This is a genomic window from Marivita sp. (genome assembly GCF_965656765.1).
Classification (GTDB): domain Bacteria; phylum Pseudomonadota; class Alphaproteobacteria; order Rhodobacterales; family Rhodobacteraceae; genus Marivita.
This window is the reverse complement of sequence record NZ_CBFHLV010000012.1, coordinates 1-17,054: the sequence shown is the minus strand read 5'-3', so window position 1 is coordinate 17,054 and position 17,054 is coordinate 1. Positions and strand designations below refer to the sequence as shown.

Sequence of the window (17,054 nt, the reverse complement as noted above, 5' to 3'; positions counted from 1 at the left end):
GCCGAAGGCGACGCAGGCTCATGACGCGCGCCCAAGAGGCGCACTTTTGCTTAACTGACTAAATGCGCGCGACCTTCGAGCTGGGCAAGAACGGCTTCTGCAGCTTGGCTTGGCGTCTGGGCACCGATCTCTACCTCGTGACCAAGGGATTGCACCAAACCCTTCATGGGTTCGCGCTCCAACCGTGCCAGCAAGGATTGCTTGAGTTCCGCTTCGAACCAGAAGCGTGCTTGCGACGCGCGGCGGGCGGTAAAGTGGCCGTTTTCACGCCGCCAGTTCGTAAGGCTTTGCATCTCGTCCCACGCCGTTTGCAAACCTAAATCTTCCAACGCTGAGACGGTCATTGCTTTTGGGAAGCCTTGCGGATCCTGCGGTCGCTTGCGCAACAGGCGCAGCGCACCAGCATAGTCCGCGCAGGTGCGGGTCGCTGTGGATTTGAGATCGCCATCGGCCTTGTTCACCAAAATGATATCGGCCATTTCCATGATACCGCGTTTGACGCCCTGCAATTCATCGCCCCCCGCGGGTGCCAGCAACAACATGAACAGATCCGACATCTCGGCCACAACAGTTTCAGATTGACCCACGCCAACGGTTTCGATCAGCACCACATCAAAACCTGCCGCCTCGCATAGGTCGATGGCCTCGCGCGTGCGGCGGGCGACCCCCCCCAGATGGGATTGCGACGGCGACGGGCGGATAAACGCGCTGGGATCGCGCGACAGGCGCTCCATCCGGGTTTTGTCACCAAGGATCGACCCACCCGACCGCGCAGAGCTGGGATCGACGGCCAATACCGCCACTTTGAGCCCTTGCCCCGTCAACATTAGGCCAAAGGTTTCGATGAAGGTGGATTTACCCACACCGGGCGTGCCCGAAAGACCAATACGCAGAGCTTCGCGGTCGTGCCTCTTAAGCCGGTCAAACAACGTGATTGCATCCGTCCGGTGATCGGCGCGACCGCTTTCGACCAATGTAATGGCGCGGGCCAAGGCACGGCGTTCGCCGTTCAGGATACGGCGGGCCAGATCGTCGATGTCCATGTGCGGGGCTCCGTCTTGGTCTGGCAGCACATGTGCCACGCGGTGGGCCGCCAAGTAAAGCGGTCAGCCAAGGCCAGCCGGGCCGTGTTTGAGAATCACCGGTACAACGAGTTCTTCTTCATCGATAAGGTGGCGATTAAGCATGGACTGAAAGCTCAGCAGATCATCGCGAAACACCCCCGGCTCGGCTTGCCCCTGAATCACAGCGTTTGCGCCATCGGCAAACCGATTGAGCAAACCATCCATTGCGTGGTGATCGGAGTCCAACAGCTCAAACCCCTTATTCAACACAGGCTCTCTGGTAGCCAGCACCGGGAAATAGTGGTGGTCTTCGATCTGGTGATGCCCGTGCAGGTTTTGTAATAACATGGAGCCATAGCGCGACAGCTTGGCGGCATGGGTCTGAGCATCGATTTTGCGGTCTACGGCCTGTTCGGCATCGTCGATAAGCGCGGACATCAAACGACGAAACATCAGGTGCCGGTCGAGCCAAAACGCGACCAGCCCCGCAAAATTGTCATGGTCCGGCCATGTCTCGCGCGGGTGGTCGTGCAGCAGCACGCGCAGTGCATCAGGCAGACCATCGCGGGTGTCGAGCATTAGGGTTTCGTCCATGAGCACCTCCTGTTGGGCAGGAGGTGCAGCCCAGCGCGGATTTGTCAATCAGCGCAGGACGTGAACCGCACATTGCGCGTGGCGTACCACATGGGTTGCCGTCGATCCAAGCAGCAGCGTCTGCATTCCCGGTCGGTGCGAGGCGATGACAATCAAGTCACTTTTGTGCTCGTCCGCATAGTCAAGGATCGACCGGCCCGAATGGCCGTCGATGACCACTGATTTTGCGCCGATGCCTTCAGCCAAGCGGCTCATCTCGGCCTCAATCCCGGAGCGCGTGGCTTTCAGGATATCGGCAGAGATATAGCTGATGGCATAGCTGGGCACGGATTCTACCACGTGCAGCAGCGTGATTTCACCGCCCTCGGACACCATGGCCTTGGCGATTTTAAGTGCTTGAGCGGTGCGGTCGTCTTCGTTGTCGAGAGCGATTGGCACGAGAATATTGCGATACATATGTCCCCTCCCTTTCTCAGGATGGTGCCATCTTAAACCACATGAAGGATCTGGTGCTTTGATCCGCATCATACCGGCAGCCAACTTTGCAAAGTCGCTAATGGAGTTTGCAAAGTTCGCCTTTCAGGACACGTTTGGTTCGCCTTGAAGCCCAAGCAACTTACGAAACCCGGTCCAGTATCCCGGCAAGCGTGGAGGTTCTTGCAGGTTCGGCAGCGCTTCATCGGCCCAGCGAGACATACGACGCTGCGTGAAATCTCGGCCCCAGGCAAGATAGGCTTGCGCATCATCCGGCCGTAGGCGGCAGGCCGACCCAACCAGACCAACCAGTGTTTCGGGCGGTGAATACCATTCGTCCTGAATGCCCGTAACCTTGGCTTGCAGGAATGGGCCGACCCAGCGCATCAATGCCTTGTCGGAAAAGAGCAGGAGCATCTTGCCCATCTCTTCACGGTCATAGTGGATGAGAGGCGGGAAGGTGTCGAAGAACAAAGCTTTGCCGTCGAGATACGCGAAATTGCGGATCGACGGGTGAAAGCCAATGCGAGAGTTGAACTGGTCGGCGTTGTTCCAAAAGGTGGCGATCACGTCACCAGCTGCTTCCATCATCGCAAGTGTTTCGTCGGTGCTCGCGACCTGCATCTGCGGCCGCATCATGCTGTCAGAGGGCAGTGCCTTTTGTACGATCACCGGAATACGGGTGCCGTCCATGTCGAGCAGGTGAAATTCGGTTTCTGGCAACGCAACCCCAGCGGTGTTCAGCGCTGCAACGTAATCATCGTGGCACTGTGCCAGACGGTCGAGGGCGGCAGCATCGCGCAAGCCGCGGTAGACCTTGATCACTTTGTCCGAGAACGGCCCAGATGCGGGACGGAAAGGCGCGCAAAAATAGCCCAGCTTTGACACGGTCTGACCGCGTGAGGCACCATCGGCGCGGATCACGTCTTTCAAAGCGTCAAGATCGGTCATGGTGTAGGCTCCTTCAGGCTCCCTAATGGGACGCCCTAGCCTTTACCTGTTTGCCAGCACCTCTGCTACCTCTGAGGTGAGCGCGTCGACTTCGGCCTGAGCAGGCGTCTTGCGACCTTCGGCGGCGCCACGCCCCTGGCCCAGCGCCTCGGCATAAATCACCCGATTGGCGAAGGTGGCATCTGCGATGCGGGCCATCAGTTTTTCGGCGGCTTCGGCGACTTCACTGCCAAGGCGGGTGTTCTTGCGTGCGCGGTTGAGAACGACGATGGCTTCTTTGTCTTCGCGGCGCGCAAGATCAAGCACTCCTTCGGTGGCCCATAGGTCCACATGACTGACGCTGACGGGCACAACAACAAGGTCGGCAACACGCAAGGCCGGACGGAGGTCGCTGTCGGCTTTGGGCGGTGTGTCGATGATCACGATGTCATAGGCATCAGACAGTTTACGAACCTCGTAGGTGATGCCCCAAGCCGACGATGTCGCGAATTCCAGGTTGTCGACCGGACCAGATTCTGTATCGATCCGGGTCATGAACCAGCGGCCAAGACTGCCCTGTGGGTCAATGTCGACCAATGCAACGCGTTTGCCCTGTCGCAAGAAGCCAACGGCGAGGTTTGCGGAAACGGTGGTCTTGCCAGAGCCGCCTTTTTGCTGCGCAACTGTAATGACGTGGCCGGGCATAATCTGTTCCTTCGATTCGGCCAAAGGGTACAGAGTTATTGTGCAGGTGCAGCATAAAAATTGCCACACCCCTGCCAGAAACAAGGACCAGTTGTATGAAATCCCCCATTCGCCCCACCGATGACGACGCCCGTTCTCTGGCCCGGAACCTAATAGAAACCGCCCGTTTTGCGGCGCTTTCCTATCTCAATCCCGAAAATGGCACACCAATGGTGAGCCGCATTGCGCTGGTCGCAGGGCCCGATGGCGCGCCGTTGAGCCTGATTTCAGATCTGAGCCACCACAGCGCTGCACTGCAGCACAATCCGCTGTGTTCCCTATTGATCGGAGAACCGACCGGCAAAGGCGACCCGCTCACGCATCCACGGCTGAGTTTGCAGGCGACGGCGCATTTTGTACGACATGGCGACGAGGGTCACGCAGATTTAGCCAAGGCGTTTCTAACGAAGCAGCCTAAAGCCAAGCTTTACATAGGGTTTGCCGACTTTGCGCTGGTGCGATTCACGTCGCTGGGCGCGCATTTGAATGGTGGGTTTGGAAAGGCCTATGTGCTGGGGGCGGACGATGTGGCGGGGGCGATGCGTTGATGCATCGCTGCGTTCCGTCGACGAAACGCGCCTCTAGGCAGCGACTTCGGGTGCCTGCAAAATCTGCACGCCCGAGATCCGCCACTGTCCGTCGATCATCGACATGCGGTAATCCAGGTAGTGCAAGTTCCCGGCCCCATCGGTCAGGATGACTGTCTGGTAAAGCCCGCCGGCAATCGACCTGAGGTCACCAAACGTCACGCTGTCAGGCCGCCAGACCATCGGATAACCTTGCTGCACCATCGCGCCAAAGTTTTCTGGCGTGCGGAACATATTGCGGATGTTAGGCCCCGCAAAAGTAAACGCGGTTTCGAAATCATCCTGCAGAAACGCGTCAATCTGGCTTTGTATAGTGCTTTCGATGGCAGGCTCAGGGGCAAGAACCTCTTGCGCCCAGAGGCTGCCCGCCATCGACAGGGCTAGTGTCAGTCCGGTGATGAGTTTGCGCATCGTGTCACCTCTTGTTGCTAACAAAGAGGTAGAGCAAATGCGGTCACGGGCAAAATTTACGACTTATGCAAGCTCTCCGGCCAGACCTTTGCGGATCAAAGCGACGGTTTCATCGACACCGTAGAGCGCGATAAAGCCACCGAAACGGGGGCCTTGGGATTGCCCCAGAAGAACCTCGTAAAGCGCTTTGAACCAGTCGCGCAGCGGGTCGAATTCATGCTCTTTACCGACCGCAAAGACGATGGTTTGCAATGTTTCGTCGTCGGTGGGACCATCATGCGCCTCAAGCCGTGCAGCCAAATCTTGCATCGCCGCCCGCTCTTTTTCATCGGGCAAACGGAACGTCTTGGAGGGTTTTACGAAATCTTCGTAATAGCGCACGGCAAAGCCTGCCGCCTGATCGAGATCGGCATGGGTTTCGGGCGTCGCCTCCGGTGCGTAGCGATTGATAAAGCCCCACATTGCATCCTTGTCCTCGGCCCCAGCGGCAGATGCGAGGTTGAGCAGCATCGAAAACGGCACGACCATTTTGGATTCAGGCACATCTCCGGAATGGATGTGCCAAACCGGGTTGTTCGCTTGCGCCTTGGCGTCTTGCGTTGGGTAAGCACGCAGTTGTTGATGGTATTCGTCGACTGCCTTGGGGATCACGTCAAAATGCATCCGCTTGGCCGTCTTGGGCTTGAGATACATGAAGTACGACAGCGATTCTGTGCTGGCATAGGTCAGCCATTCGTCGATGCTGACGCCATTGCCTGTGGTCTTGGATATCTTGTGACCATCCGCATCAAGGAACAGCTCGTAGGTGAAATGCTCGGGCTTGCGACCACCGAGGATTTCACAAATCCGGTCGTAGATCGGCGTGTTGGTGCTGTGGTCCTTGCCGTACATTTCAAAATCAACATCCAGCGCCGCCCAGCGCGCGCCGAAGTCGGGCTTCCACTGAAGTTTGACGTTGCCGCCCGTGACAGGAAGCGTGATCTCGCGACCAGTCTCGTCATCGAATGTGATTTCGCCGTTGATCGGATCAACGTTCTTCATCGGTACATACAGCACACGCCCTGTGTCGGGATGGATCGGCAGGAAGATCGAATAGGTCTCGCGCCGCTCATCCCGCAATGATTTGAGCATGACCTCCATTACCGCATCGTACTTTTCGCAGGCGCGAAGCAGCACCTCATCGAATTTGCCCGAACGGTAGAACTCGGTGGACGAAATGAATTCGTATTCGAACCCGAACGTGTCCAAAAACCGATTCAGCATCGCGTTGTTATGCGCGCCAAAGCTTTCGTGGGTGCCAAACGGGTCTGGCACGTCGGTCAGCGGACGTTGCAGATGCTCGTGCAGCATTTCGGGATTGGGCACGTTGCCCGGCACCTTGCGCATACCGTCAAGATCATCGGAAAAGCAGATCAGCTTGGTCGGGATATCCGAGATCAGTTCGAACGCGCGCTTGATCATGGTGGTGCGCGCAACTTCGCCAAAGGTCCCTATATGCGGCAGACCAGAGGGGCCATAGCCCGTCTCAAAGAGGACATAGCCCTTTTCCGGCGACTTCTTTTCGTAGCGTTTGAGCAGCCGGCGCGCCTCTTCAAAGGGCCAGGCCTTTGAGGTCATTGCAGCTTCGCGCAGATCGGACATTGCTCTTATTCTCCGGATGGTCGCCACACGGGACTGTGCGTGCGTTCAAAAAGCACTCCCTATTGCGGGGGCGCGGGCGGGTCAATAAGTTGGGCTTAGTTCACGCAACAGATCAGAAAGCGTAATTGTGCCAGATACAGACCCTCACCCCCTTAGCCCGCAGGATTGTCTTGTCGCGCTCATGATCGCCGTTTCCGCATCGGATGAAAGCATCCGGACAGCGGAACTCGTTAAAATCCAGTCAGCGGTCAACAACCTGCCGATTTTCGCGGAGTATGACGAGGCACGCATCCCAGACATGTCGGGACTGGTGTTTGACCTGTTCGAACAGGAAGACGGGCTCGATGCCTTGTTTGGATTGCTGCGCGACAATCTTCCGGAACGCCTTTTTGAAACAGCCTATGCGTTGGCCTGTGATGTGGCGGCGGCAGATGGCACGCTGCGCGAAGGTGAACTGCGTTTGCTGGAAGAAATTCGCTACGAACTTGCGTTGGATCGGTTGCATGCAGCAGCTATCGAGCGGGGATCGCGGGCACGGCACGTGCATCTGTAAACCGCGCGTTTCCATCGCTTTTTGTGTCAAGCCGTGGTAATTGCTGTTTTTAAGCAATTTATTTCCATCAGGGTTTTTCAACCATGGCGCTGACCGACAAGGATTACTACCGCGCGGCAAACAAAAGCGTTTTCAAGCATGGCGTCTGGGAAGATGACGACACCCCCGCCGAGGGCGTTCTTCACGGTGATATCGAAGCGCGATCGTGGACGGTGACCAAGCTGATCAAGGGCGGGATACGCGTACAACAGGTGCGCACCCGTCAAGATTGGGAAATCAAGAATGGCTACATGGAGCCCGGCAGCGGCACATCCCTACACGACCACGAGGGTGAATTTGGCTATCTTGCCTGGTCATACTTTCGGCTACCCGAGGGCACTGTCATTCCTGAAAACCTTGTGATTGTGCAGCGTGGTGCGGCGGGGCATTACCAGATCGAGGTCCGCACCGGCGGAGACATGACACCCGACGCTCTTCGAGGGGCTTTGGACAATCTTGCGCGCAATTGTGTCGTGCGGCTCAAGCAATTGGCAGACGGGATCGATCGATGATCCAAAACGCCTCAAGAGGCATATATGGTTGAAATCAGCACCCCCGCCCTGATGATGTCAATTCAGGCGATCGCACAGATCATTTCGGAAGAAGAAGCCGTGATGGAGTCGATGGAAGAAAGCGAGGACTTGTACGAACTGGCCGAATCTGTTGCCGCGTTCCGCAAAACGCTGGAGGAGTTGAAGTCGGTCTACGAGGCGGCGCGCCGGAATGGGTCCGATCTACCGCCCTATGGTAATCTGGTACTTTAGTCCTAACGGTTACGCAGCGCGGTTCGGCGGGATCGAATAGGTCAACGTGGCACGCGCCACCGGGTCGGGAAGTCCTTCGGAATAAAGCAAAACGTCAGTGACACTTAGCGCACGCCCGAGCTTGAGCACTTTGGCATGGGCAATCACATCGGCGCCGGCGACTGGTTTACGCATGAAATCGATCGAACAATTGGTCGTCACCGCCAACGCCTCTTTCCCGATACGCGACATGGTGGCGACGTATGCTGCCACATCCGCAAGACTGAACATGGCCGGGCCAGACACTGTACCGCCCGGGCGCAGATGCTGCTCACCCGCATGCAGGCGCATCACCAAAAGGTCTTCATTCAGATGGTCGATACCGAACATGCCTTTGACTTGAGGAAAAACCTCGTCCAAGAATGCTTCCATGTCCTCTGCCGGAACTTTGAGCGTCATGCTTTCCTCCCCTGCTCTGAACCGGTAGAGTTGCCTCAAGTCACTGGGAGGACAAGATGAAAATCCTGGAACGTCGCGACACAGACGCGGTTTGCCATTTGCACATGAACGCGCCAGAGCGGTTGAACGCGCTGTCCGAAGAAATGCTGGACGCATTGCAAGAACAGGTCGACTCACTGCAGAACGATCCGTCAACGCGGGTTGTTGTGATTTCGGGCGCGGGTAAGGCATTTTGCGCGGGCCACGACCTCAAGCAGATGACAGCAGGACGGCAAGCCGAAGATGGTGGCAAAGCGTATTTCAAAGAGTTGTTCGACCACTGCGCCAAGGTGATGACCGGTGTGCAACGTCTGCCGCAGCCTGTAATCGCACAGGTACATGGCATTGCCACAGCTGCTGGGTGCCAGCTAGTCGCGTCCTGCGACATGGCTGTTGCCGCAGAAGGCACCCGTTTTGGGGTCAACGGAGTAAATATCGGGCTGTTCTGCTCAACACCGATGGTCGCGCTGTCCCGTAACATCCCGCGAAAGCAGGCGTTCGAGATGCTGGTGACCGGTCAATTCATTGATGCTCACCGCGCCGAGGCGCTGGGTTTGGTGAACAAAGTTGTCCCTGTCGAGGATTTGGCCAGCACGACAGAAGAGATGGCGCAATTGGTTGCAAGCAAACTGGGTGCTGCAGTGAAGGTCGGCAAGCAGGCGTTCTACGAACAAGTGCAGATGGGTCTGGACGATGCTTATGCCTATACTGGCCAAGTCATGGTCGAAAACATGCTGTATCGTGACACCGAAGAAGGGATCGCCGCCTTTCTGGACAAACGCCCTCCCGACTGGTCACAGTAAGCTTGGCCCAAAACAGGCTACATTTGCGGCCCGGCATGCGCGTGGGCTTGTTGGGCGGCTCGTTTGATCCGGCTCATGAGGGGCATGTGCACTTGACCCGTGTCGCGATGCGCCGGTTCGGCTTGGACAAGGTGATCTGGCTTGTATCGCCGGGCAATCCGCTCAAGACGCGCGGACCTGCGCCACTGGACGACCGGATTGCACATGCACAGCAGATCATTCGGGACCCAAACGTGATCATAAGCGATTTCGAGACTCGGATCGGCACCGCATACACCGCCGAGACGATCGACGCTTTGAAAGCTATTCATCCCGGAGCGAATTTCGTTTGGCTTATGGGCGCAGATAATCTGCAACAGTTCCATCGTTGGCAGCGCTGGGAGGACATCCTGCACACCCTGCCAATTGGCATTCTTGCGCGTCCCGGATGGCGGCAATCGGGGCTGCATTCCCGAACGGCGCGGCAATACCGACATGCCCGCCTGCCCGGTCGCGCCTCACAGCTTTTGGCGGATTTCAGCGCGCCTGCATGGTGTTTCGTCAACATGCCGATGACGCCCGTCAGTTCGACAGAATTGCGTGCGACGGGCGTGTGGAAGCACAAAGATTGACCCTGATCATTCAAAAACTGACGATACTCATGATCCAAGATATCACTCCGTCAAGCATCACCAAAGCGTGTCCTTGTCAGCCGCTGGTTCGTAGGGTTACATCCGGCGCATGACAGGGCAGATCTCACGTCGCGCGGTATTGGGCGGTCTGGCAGCGGTAGGGCTGGGACAGGCGGCTTCAGCGCAATCCGCATTGGCCCCGTTGACATCACTACGTCCAGCGTCACGAGCGGAAGACCTTCTTAAAACATACCAAGCACCGCTGAGCGAGTTGATCGGTCAATCCGGTCTGGCCGGCAAGATCAGCGTTCAGGTGGCCGACGTAACAACTGGTCTGGTGCTTGAGTCGCACAATCCGTTGCGCGCACTGCCACCGGCCAGCGTCGCTAAGGCACTGACCGCGTGCTATGCGCTTGATGTGTTGGGACCGGGATATCACTTTGAGACCCGTGTTCTGGCGACTGCACCAATCGCCAACGGCCGTATCGAAGGTGATCTGATTCTTGCGGGCGGTGGTGACCCGACGCTCGACACGGATGCCATTGCGTCCATCACCAAACGCCTGCGCGAAGAGGTCGGCCTGACCGAAGTGACAGGCCGTTTCCTTGTTTGGGGCGGCGCCCTGCCCGCGCTGAATGGGATCGATGCCGAACAACCGTATCAAGTGGGGTACAATCCGGGGATTTCCGGCCTTAACCTGAATTTCAATCGGGTTCATTTCGAATGGGCGCGGTCCGGAAACGGGTACAATGTCACGATGGATGCACGCTCTGCGACGTTGAGGCCCGAAGTCCGCGCGGCCCGGATGCGGATCGAAGCCCGGAATTACCCGATCTACACCTATGCGGATGGCGGATCCTACGACAATTGGACCGTCGCCAAAGGCGCGCTGGGTCGTAACGGGTCACGTTGGTTGCCCGTGCGCAAACCTGCACGCTATGCCGCTGAGGTGTTCCAGATACTCGCGCGTTCGAACGGGATTGCTCTGAAGACACCCGAACTGATCGATGCGCTGCCCGCTGGGGCCACGCCAATTCTGACACATGAAAGCGCGCCGCTGCGTGTGGTTCTGCGCGATATGCTCAAGTATTCGACGAATATCACTGCGGAATGTGTTGGCCTGACAACCACCGTTGCGCGGCTGGGCTCGGCTCCGTCACTCAAAACGTCCGCTGACGCGATGAACGCGTGGGCCAAGGATACGCTTGGCATGTCGTCCGTCGCCCTTGAGGATCATTCGGGCCTTGGTGATGACAGCCGGATTTCTGCGCGCGACATGGTCAAAGGCCTGATTGCGGCGCGGAAGACTATGGGATTGAAACCACTTCTTAAGCAGCACGCTTTGCGCACCGAAGACCGTAAAATCATCGAAGATCATCCGGTGAGTGTGCGCGCCAAGACCGGAACGTTGAATTTTGTCAGTGGTCTTGGTGGCTTCATCGACTTGCCTGACGGCACAGAATTGGCCTTTGCCTGCTTTTCCGCCGACCTTCCACGCCGTGACGGACTAAGCCGAGAAGAACGCGAAAGCCCACCTGGCGGCAGAACCTACGCCGTCGAAGCCCGCGAGTTGCAGCAGCGGTTGTTGGCGCGATGGGGCGTTCTGTATAACGGCTAACCCTGGCGACCAGAGACAAAAAAAGGGCGCAAAGCCGGTCTTTGCGCCCCCAGAGGTCTGTCTGACGCAGGGATTTACATCAGCCAGAACTTACGATTGGCCTCGCGTTGCGCGGTCAACCGATCCAGTCCGATATCATTTAGCAAATGATCATCGAGGTGTTTGAGCTGAAGCCGCGTGCGACGGCGTTCGGACCACTTCGTGAGGGTCACCGCGACACGCAAAGCCACAATAGCCAGCGGGGACAGTGTTGACTGTCCGCCCAAATAGGCGATCTGCGGGGCATGAGTTGCGTGTGTCATGGGTGTACTCCTCAAATGTATCGACACAATTTACCATTATCGCAACAAGTGTCTTGCCATTGCGATACAAAAAGCGATACATTCGAGTCACCAAACGATCCAGAGAAAGATTGTGTCGGATACAATTTCCCCAGATCACATTGTTGCGCTGCCCCAGCCGTCCAGCGGACCAAAGTACAAACGCGTGGCGGACACGATACAATCCGCGATCCGATCAGGCGACCTGCGCGAAGGTGACAAGCTGCCCCCCGTGCGGGAACTGGCCTGGTCTCTTGGCATCACACCCGGCACCGTGGCGCGGGCCTATACGCTATTGACGGATGCCGGTCATGCCGTGGCCGAGGTCGGGCGCGGGACATTCGTCGCACACAAAACCGCACGGGCCCAAAGCCATCCACGAGAATACGTGTCGATCCCGATGCAAAACGGAAAACTGTCCCTCGCAAGCCCGCAACTGCCCGATCTGGGCCAGGTGTCGCTCCTGCGCGAGGCATTCGCCCGGATTGGTGAAACCGCACCAGAACGACTTTTGCATTACCCGACCCGTGACGCCTATCGCCCGCTACGCGAAGCTGCTGTGCACTGGATGCGAAGCATTCCATTAGGGCGGATCGACGAATCCGATGTGGTTATCGTCCACGGAGCACAAAACGGTCTGTGCGTTATTATGCAGGCCATACTAAAGGGGGCACGCCCCACCCTACTGGTCGAGGACATGGCCTATCCCGGCTTTCGCCGTGCGGCGGACCTGATGCGCGCAGATATCGTCGGGCTACCCAGCGATGAAAAAGGTCTATTGCCAGATGCGCTAGAAGAGATCGCCCGAAGAACCGGTGCACAGGTTCTGTGTACGTCGCCCGACGTGCACAACCCGACGCTAACATGCACCCCCTCTGATCGCCGCGCCGAGATTGCCGAAGTGTGTCGGGCGCTGGATATCCTGATCATCGAAGACAATTGTTACCGCCGCACCGACATCGCCGCTCCCAGCTACCGCATCCTGGCGCCTGAACGCACGTGGCATGTGGCGTCGATTTCAAAGACACTTACCCCCGCCTTGCGGATCGGATTTGCCATCGCACCACGAGGCCGCGGGCCCGAGTTGCGCCAGATCGCGGAGCATGGGTTTTTCGGCATCGCCCAACCTTTGGCCGAAGTTGCCGAGCACGTCCTAACCAGCCCCGAAACTGACGAGATCATTGTGGCAATTCGAAAAAGAATGGCGGAATTCGTGCGCGTAGCTGTGAACGCACTTGGTACGTACAAGCTAACCTGGCACGAGGATGTACCGTTTCTTTGGCTCCCCTTGCCCCAAGGTTGGCGTGCAGCCGCGTTTTGCCGGGCAGCCGAGGCACGCGGCATTCAGATCAGGTCTGCTGATGAATTTGCCTTGCGAGACGGGCGCGCGCCACATGCGGTGCGGATCGCCGTGAATGCGCAGGTCCCGCTCCGCGAGTTTGAAAACGCGATGATGCAACTTCGCGACTTGTTGGGGCACCCACCAGAACAGATAAGTGTCTGATTTTCCGCTGGAATGATCAGAAAATGGTCGCCTGCGCGGAAATCCGGCGCTACGCTGGAGTGCACGACTCACCTTTCAAGAGAATTAAATGGGTTTAGACATTAGCTTGGCCTTCGTCGAAACGCGGCCTGATCTCGACGAATTGTCCGACATTCTGACCGAGTATTACGCCCAGATTCTTGAGCGATTGATGGCTGTCGGCGGGCCAAGTCTTTCTGTCGAGGACCACGTTCGATCCAGCCTTGACGAAATAGATGATTTCCTGCCGCCGAATGGCGGCGTTCTTTTGGCACGGGACAGCTCTGGTTACTTACTGGGCTGCGGCTTTGTTCGCATGATCGACGCAGACAGGGCCGAATTGAAACGTCTATTCGTACGAGATATCGCCCGCGGATATGGGCTGGGACGACGTATGATCGAGATGCGCACAGAAAAAGCCAAGGAGCTTGGCGCAACAACGATCCTTGCCGACACGGTACGCGGCAACAGCTCTATGTTGGCCCTGTATGATCGGCTCGGGTTCAGCGAAACGCCGCGATACGACGGCAATGCGAACCCGGCTGCGTTCGAGAAATACCTCGTCTATCGCAAGCTGGAGCTTATGCGGTCGTGAATTGACATTTTTTATGGGGTATATTGTTACCTTATTTTCAAGTCACTGATTTTACTGCATTAACCTAGATAAACTGCGCTTGACGGCATTTTGGCAATCCTTATAACCCGCCCATCGGAACACGAGGGGTGCAAAGCGCCCTGTCTTACCAATCAAACGTCAGGGACTTCCCACGATGAAAACCTTTTCTGCAACACCGGCAGATATCGACAAGAAATGGATCATTATCGATGCTGAAGGCATCGTTTTGGGCCGTCTTGCGTCGATTGTTGCCACTCGCCTGCGCGGCAAACACAAGCCGTCTTTTACTCCGCACATGGACATGGGTGACAATGTCATCGTGATCAACGCGGACAAAATCCAGATGACCGGTAACAAGCGCCACGAGAACTTCTACTGGCACACTGGCTATCCGGGCGGCATCAAATCCCGCACCAAGCAGCAGATCCTCGAGGGTGCACACCCCGAGCGTGTCGTCCAAAAAGCGGTTCAGCGTATGCTGCCGGGCAATCGCCTGTCCCGCAAGGTGATGACCAACCTGCGCGTCTATGCTGGCGCCGAACATCCGCACGAGGCCCAGAGCCCCGAAGTGCTGGACGTCAAATCCATGAACTCCAAAAACACCCGGACGGCAAAATAATGGCTGAGCAACTCAATTCTCTCGAAGAGCTGAACACCGCCGCAGGCCTTGATGCCGCGCCGGAAGTGGTTGAAACCCCGCGTGAGCCGCAGCGTGATGCGCTGGGCCGCGCCTATGCCACCGGCAAGCGTAAAGATGCTGTTGCCCGCGTTTGGATCAAGCCGGGCTCCGGCAAGGTCAACGTGAACGGCAAGGAAATGAAAGTGTATTTCGCACGTCCGGTTCTGCAGATGATCCTGCGCCAGCCATTCACCATCTCTGGCACAGAAGACCAGTTCGACGTGATGGCGACTGTCAAAGGTGGCGGTTTGTCCGGACAAGCGGGCGCGGTCAAACACGGCATCTCCAAGGCGCTGCAGCTTTATGATCCGTCCCTGCGTGGCGCACTCAAAGCAGCGGGCTTCCTCACACGCGACAGCCGCGTTGTGGAACGTAAGAAATTCGGTAAGCGCAAAGCGCGTCGGAGCTTCCAGTTCTCCAAGCGTTAAAAAATTACGCGACACTCAAATCGTTAACCTATTGAAAAAGCGCAGTTTTTACTGCGCTTTTTCTTTGCTTGTCGAACTTACAAAAGATTTACAAGAAACAAATCATAGACGCATGGCTTAGTTGATTTTACAGTAGTTTTACGACGAAATGATGCTGGCGATACTGCTGTGAGCAAGAGTTACTTGAACAAAGTAGAGTTAAAAGATGGGCAGATTATTCTATTTCATCGCCAAAATGCCAAGCGCCCCATTTACCACATGCGCATACACGTCAGAGGCATGCGGGATATTTACGGCAATAAACTGACATACGTTCAGGAAAGCACTGGCGAGACAGATTTAGAGGAAGCAAAGCGCTAAGCTTTGGACAAGTACGACGACTTGCGGCTTAGGGCTAAGAAAAATGAACCTGTCAAACAGCTTACTTTCGAAGACCTCTATGTGATTTGGTGGGCGGATAAACGACAGCGTTTGGAAGCAACACAATACGCCAAAGGCCGTCCTGGTGCTTCACAGCGCGTTGGCTGGTACGAAAAACACGCACAGCGCTACTGGCTACCCTACTTTGGCCCAATGAAGCTTGAGGAGATGACGCAGGCGTATGTTGCGGGTTACTGGACTTGGCGTATGACGTACTGGCAACGCGCTGACGAAGAAGAACGCAAACGACACCCAAATCATGCTCTTAAACCTGCCAAAAAAAGCATGGACATGGAGCAAAGTGCGCTGCGTGAGATATTTGGTTGGGCAAATAGTATGAAGCTACTATCGCACATACCAATCATCGAAAATCCGTTTGCGCGTCAAGGCATAGCTCCAAATCGTCGTCCATCGTTTTCGGCGCAAGAATTTAAGCATCTGGATGCTTATTTGGACAAATGGGTCGAAGGAAGGGGCGTAAATGATACACGCGTGAACTCAGCGCATAAATTCAATCGTCAGCTGCTGCGCTGTTATATCCATTTTTTAGCCGGAACAGGCATGCGCACTGGGGAGGTTTTACAGCTGAAACATAAGCATGTGCGTGCGGAACGCAGCGTTTTTACTGAAACGCAGTATTTGAAAATTCACGTGCCAAAACATACGAAAACGGGTGAGCGTATTGTAAGCTCACAAAGCGAAGTTGTTGCTTTTTATCGGCACTTGCGAGAACTGACTGGGCATACAGACGCGGATTTTGGGTGTTTTGCTACGCAAATGGCAAGAAGAACGAAGGATTTTACAAAACTTTGCCCAAAATGCTCGACGACATCGGCTTGCTTTACGACGAACATGGCCAACGACGCACAGCTTACAGCTTTCGTCACTACTATGCTGAACAACGCTTTGTGGAACACGGTTATAACGCTGCTGTGTACGACATGCTTTGTACAAACATGGGCACTAGCCGACAGCAAATCGAAGATCATTATGTGCGTAAAGGCATTATGATGGACGTGGACGTGCTTATCGGTGGCGGTGAATTTGCGCACAGCAAGGTGTCTACTACAGGCGCAACTGAAAGCGAGCGCGCGCAACGTAAGCTTGAGACAATGCGTGAAGCTGCGAAACGGCGCAGTTAGTCATGTCTAGATTTTCAAGCAAATATTCGATCTGCGCAACGTGTGCTAACTGGGCTGGCGTTCGCAAAGCTGTTGGACAGCCCAGAAACTACAAGCTGTTGGAAGCGCTGGAGCAAGACGGCTATTGCTACGAGCAGCGTGTCGCGCAAAGCGCCACTGCGACTTGTAGGCAGTTTGAGCTTTGGGGCGTGCTGAAGCGGTAAGAGTTTTGGGCTAACATCAAAGTTTGATGTAAGCGCACACTGTCAAACAGCTTCGTACAGCGCTCTTTGACTTAGGTCCGCTGCCACAGTGCGTTTTTGAAGCGGATGACGTGTACAGATAGCGCACAAAGCGTTTGTCGTGCTTTAACCAACACTAGATGCGGAAATCCGACGCAAAGAACTTAGTTGCTGACTAGGCCGCAATGAGCTTAGCTTACAACAGGCTCGAGCAAGGACGCTTTAAAAGTTAATAAACGGAGCTTGTGATGGAGTGGCTATTAGCAGCTGTTATTTTGATTTGCGCAACGTTGCTTATCGGATATCATAAAATAGCTAAGGCTGCGACATTAAAGGTCAAAAACATACAGTGGCTGGCAAATCAGCAAAGCGCTGAGAATAACGTATTGGTAATGA

At 56.0% G+C, this 17,054-nt stretch carries 21 protein-coding genes; 12 read left to right on the top strand and 9 right to left on the bottom strand.

The window, feature by feature from the left end; genetic code table 11:
* Nucleotides 1-50 precede the first annotated feature (50 nt).
* From meaB to parA, 5 genes are all read right to left on the bottom strand, one after another.
* Nucleotides 51-1,043: a methylmalonyl Co-A mutase-associated GTPase MeaB gene (gene meaB / locus ACTG4M_RS05495; protein WP_439122637.1), complete on the bottom strand. Its 993-nt coding sequence runs from the start codon at nucleotides 1,041-1,043 to the stop codon at nucleotides 51-53.
* A 63-nt stretch (nucleotides 1,044-1,106) separates the two neighbouring features.
* Nucleotides 1,107-1,658 carry a hemerythrin domain-containing protein gene (locus ACTG4M_RS05490; protein WP_439122636.1) on the bottom strand — a complete coding sequence of 184 codons (552 nt, stop codon included), beginning with the start codon at nucleotides 1,656-1,658 and terminating at the stop codon, nucleotides 1,107-1,109.
* Nucleotides 1,659-1,706: 48 nt separating this feature from the next.
* Nucleotides 1,707-2,114 carry a universal stress protein gene (locus ACTG4M_RS05485; RefSeq protein WP_439122635.1) on the bottom strand — a complete coding sequence of 136 codons (408 nt, stop codon included), beginning with the start codon at nucleotides 2,112-2,114 and terminating at the stop codon, nucleotides 1,707-1,709.
* 123 nt (nucleotides 2,115-2,237) lie between these two features.
* Nucleotides 2,238-3,083 carry a DUF6206 family protein gene (locus ACTG4M_RS05480; protein WP_439122634.1) on the bottom strand — a complete coding sequence of 282 codons (846 nt, stop codon included), beginning with the start codon at nucleotides 3,081-3,083 and terminating at the stop codon, nucleotides 2,238-2,240.
* 42 nt (nucleotides 3,084-3,125) lie between these two features.
* Entirely contained in the window at nucleotides 3,126-3,767 is a 642-nt protein-coding gene (parA, locus tag ACTG4M_RS05475; protein ID WP_439122633.1) for a ParA family partition ATPase, read from the bottom strand.
* A 95-nt stretch (nucleotides 3,768-3,862) separates the two neighbouring features.
* Between parA and ACTG4M_RS05470 the strand changes: the two genes are divergently transcribed.
* Entirely contained in the window at nucleotides 3,863-4,354 is a 492-nt protein-coding gene (locus tag ACTG4M_RS05470; RefSeq protein WP_439122632.1) for a HugZ family protein, read from the top strand.
* 33 nt (nucleotides 4,355-4,387) lie between these two features.
* On the opposite strand, the gene ACTG4M_RS05465 is transcribed toward ACTG4M_RS05470, so the two are convergent.
* Nucleotides 4,388-4,804 (bottom strand): DUF4864 domain-containing protein, encoded by a 417-nt coding sequence (locus ACTG4M_RS05465; protein WP_439122631.1) that lies wholly within the window; start codon nucleotides 4,802-4,804, stop codon nucleotides 4,388-4,390.
* Between the two features lie 63 nt (nucleotides 4,805-4,867).
* Complete coding sequence (locus ACTG4M_RS05460; RefSeq protein WP_439122630.1) at nucleotides 4,868-6,445, bottom strand: lysine--tRNA ligase; 1,578 nt, start codon at nucleotides 6,443-6,445, stop codon at nucleotides 4,868-4,870.
* A gap of 181 nt (nucleotides 6,446-6,626) precedes the next feature.
* Between ACTG4M_RS05460 and ACTG4M_RS05455 the strand changes: the two genes are divergently transcribed.
* The 3 genes from ACTG4M_RS05455 (at nucleotide 6,627) to ACTG4M_RS05445 (ending at nucleotide 7,801) form a co-directional block, all read left to right on the top strand.
* A complete protein-coding gene (locus ACTG4M_RS05455) occupies nucleotides 6,627-6,998 on the top strand; it encodes a tellurite resistance TerB family protein (protein WP_439122629.1) in 372 nt (123 codons plus the stop codon).
* Between the two features lie 83 nt (nucleotides 6,999-7,081).
* A complete protein-coding gene (locus ACTG4M_RS05450; RefSeq protein WP_439122628.1) occupies nucleotides 7,082-7,549 on the top strand; it encodes a hypothetical protein in 468 nt (155 codons plus the stop codon).
* A 24-nt stretch (nucleotides 7,550-7,573) separates the two neighbouring features.
* Nucleotides 7,574-7,801: a hypothetical protein gene (locus tag ACTG4M_RS05445; RefSeq protein ID WP_439122627.1), complete on the top strand. Its 228-nt coding sequence runs from the start codon at nucleotides 7,574-7,576 to the stop codon at nucleotides 7,799-7,801.
* Between the two features lie 9 nt (nucleotides 7,802-7,810).
* Here ACTG4M_RS05445 and ACTG4M_RS05440 read toward each other — a convergent pair whose 3' ends face one another.
* On the bottom strand, nucleotides 7,811-8,239 hold the full coding sequence (locus ACTG4M_RS05440) for a PaaI family thioesterase (RefSeq protein WP_439122626.1): 429 nt from the start codon (nucleotides 8,237-8,239) through the stop codon (nucleotides 7,811-7,813).
* Nucleotides 8,240-8,295: 56 nt separating this feature from the next.
* On the opposite strand from ACTG4M_RS05440, the gene ACTG4M_RS05435 reads away from it, so the two are divergent.
* From ACTG4M_RS05435 to dacB, 3 genes are all read left to right on the top strand, one after another.
* Nucleotides 8,296-9,081, top strand: coding sequence for an enoyl-CoA hydratase (locus ACTG4M_RS05435; protein ID WP_439122625.1), 786 nt, complete (start codon nucleotides 8,296-8,298; stop codon nucleotides 9,079-9,081).
* Nucleotides 9,082-9,083: 2 nt separating this feature from the next.
* Entirely contained in the window at nucleotides 9,084-9,692 is a 609-nt protein-coding gene (locus tag ACTG4M_RS05430) for a nicotinate-nucleotide adenylyltransferase (RefSeq protein ID WP_439122624.1), read from the top strand.
* Between the two features lie 109 nt (nucleotides 9,693-9,801).
* A complete protein-coding gene (dacB, locus tag ACTG4M_RS05425; protein WP_439122623.1) occupies nucleotides 9,802-11,310 on the top strand; it encodes a D-alanyl-D-alanine carboxypeptidase/D-alanyl-D-alanine endopeptidase in 1,509 nt (502 codons plus the stop codon).
* Between the two features lie 74 nt (nucleotides 11,311-11,384).
* Here dacB and ACTG4M_RS05420 read toward each other — a convergent pair whose 3' ends face one another.
* The gene (locus tag ACTG4M_RS05420) at nucleotides 11,385-11,612 is read right to left on the bottom strand and encodes a DUF1127 domain-containing protein (protein ID WP_439122622.1); all 228 of its coding nucleotides are present in this window, start codon (nucleotides 11,610-11,612) and stop codon (nucleotides 11,385-11,387) included.
* Between the two features lie 112 nt (nucleotides 11,613-11,724).
* Between ACTG4M_RS05420 and ACTG4M_RS05415 the strand changes: the two genes are divergently transcribed.
* The 5 genes from ACTG4M_RS05415 to ACTG4M_RS05395 all read left to right on the top strand — a co-directional run bounded on the left by ACTG4M_RS05415 (nucleotide 11,725) and on the right by ACTG4M_RS05395 (nucleotide 16,306).
* Nucleotides 11,725-13,134, top strand: a complete 1,410-nt coding sequence (locus tag ACTG4M_RS05415; protein WP_439122621.1) for a PLP-dependent aminotransferase family protein — start codon at nucleotides 11,725-11,727, stop codon at nucleotides 13,132-13,134.
* A gap of 88 nt (nucleotides 13,135-13,222) precedes the next feature.
* Entirely contained in the window at nucleotides 13,223-13,747 is a 525-nt protein-coding gene (locus ACTG4M_RS05410; RefSeq protein WP_439122620.1) for a GNAT family N-acetyltransferase, read from the top strand.
* Between the two features lie 175 nt (nucleotides 13,748-13,922).
* On the top strand, nucleotides 13,923-14,387 hold the full coding sequence (rplM, locus tag ACTG4M_RS05405) for a 50S ribosomal protein L13 (protein ID WP_439122619.1): 465 nt from the start codon (nucleotides 13,923-13,925) through the stop codon (nucleotides 14,385-14,387).
* Entirely contained in the window at nucleotides 14,387-14,875 is a 489-nt protein-coding gene (gene rpsI / locus ACTG4M_RS05400; RefSeq protein ID WP_439122618.1) for a 30S ribosomal protein S9, read from the top strand. Before rplM ends, rpsI begins: the two co-directional genes overlap by 1 nt.
* Before the next feature lie 363 nt (nucleotides 14,876-15,238).
* A complete protein-coding gene (locus tag ACTG4M_RS05395) occupies nucleotides 15,239-16,306 on the top strand; it encodes a hypothetical protein (RefSeq protein WP_439122617.1) in 1,068 nt (355 codons plus the stop codon).
* Nucleotides 16,307-17,054 lie beyond the last annotated feature (748 nt).

Excerpts from the sequence above, each read along its gene's own strand:
- meaB (WP_439122637.1), bottom strand. The coding sequence starts at position 1,043 with ATGGACATCGACGATCTGGCCCGCCGTATCCTGAACGGCGAACGCCGT.
- ACTG4M_RS05490 (WP_439122636.1), bottom strand. The coding sequence starts at position 1,658 with ATGGACGAAACCCTAATGCTCGACACCCGCGATGGTCTGCCTGATGCA.
- ACTG4M_RS05485 (WP_439122635.1), bottom strand. The coding sequence starts at position 2,114 with ATGTATCGCAATATTCTCGTGCCAATCGCTCTCGACAACGAAGACGAC.
- ACTG4M_RS05480 (WP_439122634.1), bottom strand. The coding sequence starts at position 3,083 with ATGACCGATCTTGACGCTTTGAAAGACGTGATCCGCGCCGATGGTGCC.
- parA (WP_439122633.1), bottom strand. The coding sequence starts at position 3,767 with ATGCCCGGCCACGTCATTACAGTTGCGCAGCAAAAAGGCGGCTCTGGC.
- ACTG4M_RS05470 (WP_439122632.1), top strand. The coding sequence starts at position 3,863 with ATGAAATCCCCCATTCGCCCCACCGATGACGACGCCCGTTCTCTGGCC.
- ACTG4M_RS05465 (WP_439122631.1), bottom strand. The coding sequence starts at position 4,804 with ATGCGCAAACTCATCACCGGACTGACACTAGCCCTGTCGATGGCGGGC.
- ACTG4M_RS05460 (WP_439122630.1), bottom strand. The coding sequence starts at position 6,445 with ATGTCCGATCTGCGCGAAGCTGCAATGACCTCAAAGGCCTGGCCCTTT.
- ACTG4M_RS05455 (WP_439122629.1), top strand. The coding sequence starts at position 6,627 with ATGATCGCCGTTTCCGCATCGGATGAAAGCATCCGGACAGCGGAACTC.
- ACTG4M_RS05450 (WP_439122628.1), top strand. The coding sequence starts at position 7,082 with ATGGCGCTGACCGACAAGGATTACTACCGCGCGGCAAACAAAAGCGTT.
- ACTG4M_RS05445 (WP_439122627.1), top strand. The coding sequence starts at position 7,574 with ATGGTTGAAATCAGCACCCCCGCCCTGATGATGTCAATTCAGGCGATC.
- ACTG4M_RS05440 (WP_439122626.1), bottom strand. The coding sequence starts at position 8,239 with ATGACGCTCAAAGTTCCGGCAGAGGACATGGAAGCATTCTTGGACGAG.
- ACTG4M_RS05435 (WP_439122625.1), top strand. The coding sequence starts at position 8,296 with ATGAAAATCCTGGAACGTCGCGACACAGACGCGGTTTGCCATTTGCAC.
- dacB (WP_439122623.1), top strand. The coding sequence starts at position 9,802 with ATGACAGGGCAGATCTCACGTCGCGCGGTATTGGGCGGTCTGGCAGCG.
- ACTG4M_RS05420 (WP_439122622.1), bottom strand. The coding sequence starts at position 11,612 with ATGACACACGCAACTCATGCCCCGCAGATCGCCTATTTGGGCGGACAG.
- ACTG4M_RS05410 (WP_439122620.1), top strand. The coding sequence starts at position 13,223 with ATGGGTTTAGACATTAGCTTGGCCTTCGTCGAAACGCGGCCTGATCTC.
- rplM (WP_439122619.1), top strand. The coding sequence starts at position 13,923 with ATGAAAACCTTTTCTGCAACACCGGCAGATATCGACAAGAAATGGATC.
- rpsI (WP_439122618.1), top strand. The coding sequence starts at position 14,387 with ATGGCTGAGCAACTCAATTCTCTCGAAGAGCTGAACACCGCCGCAGGC.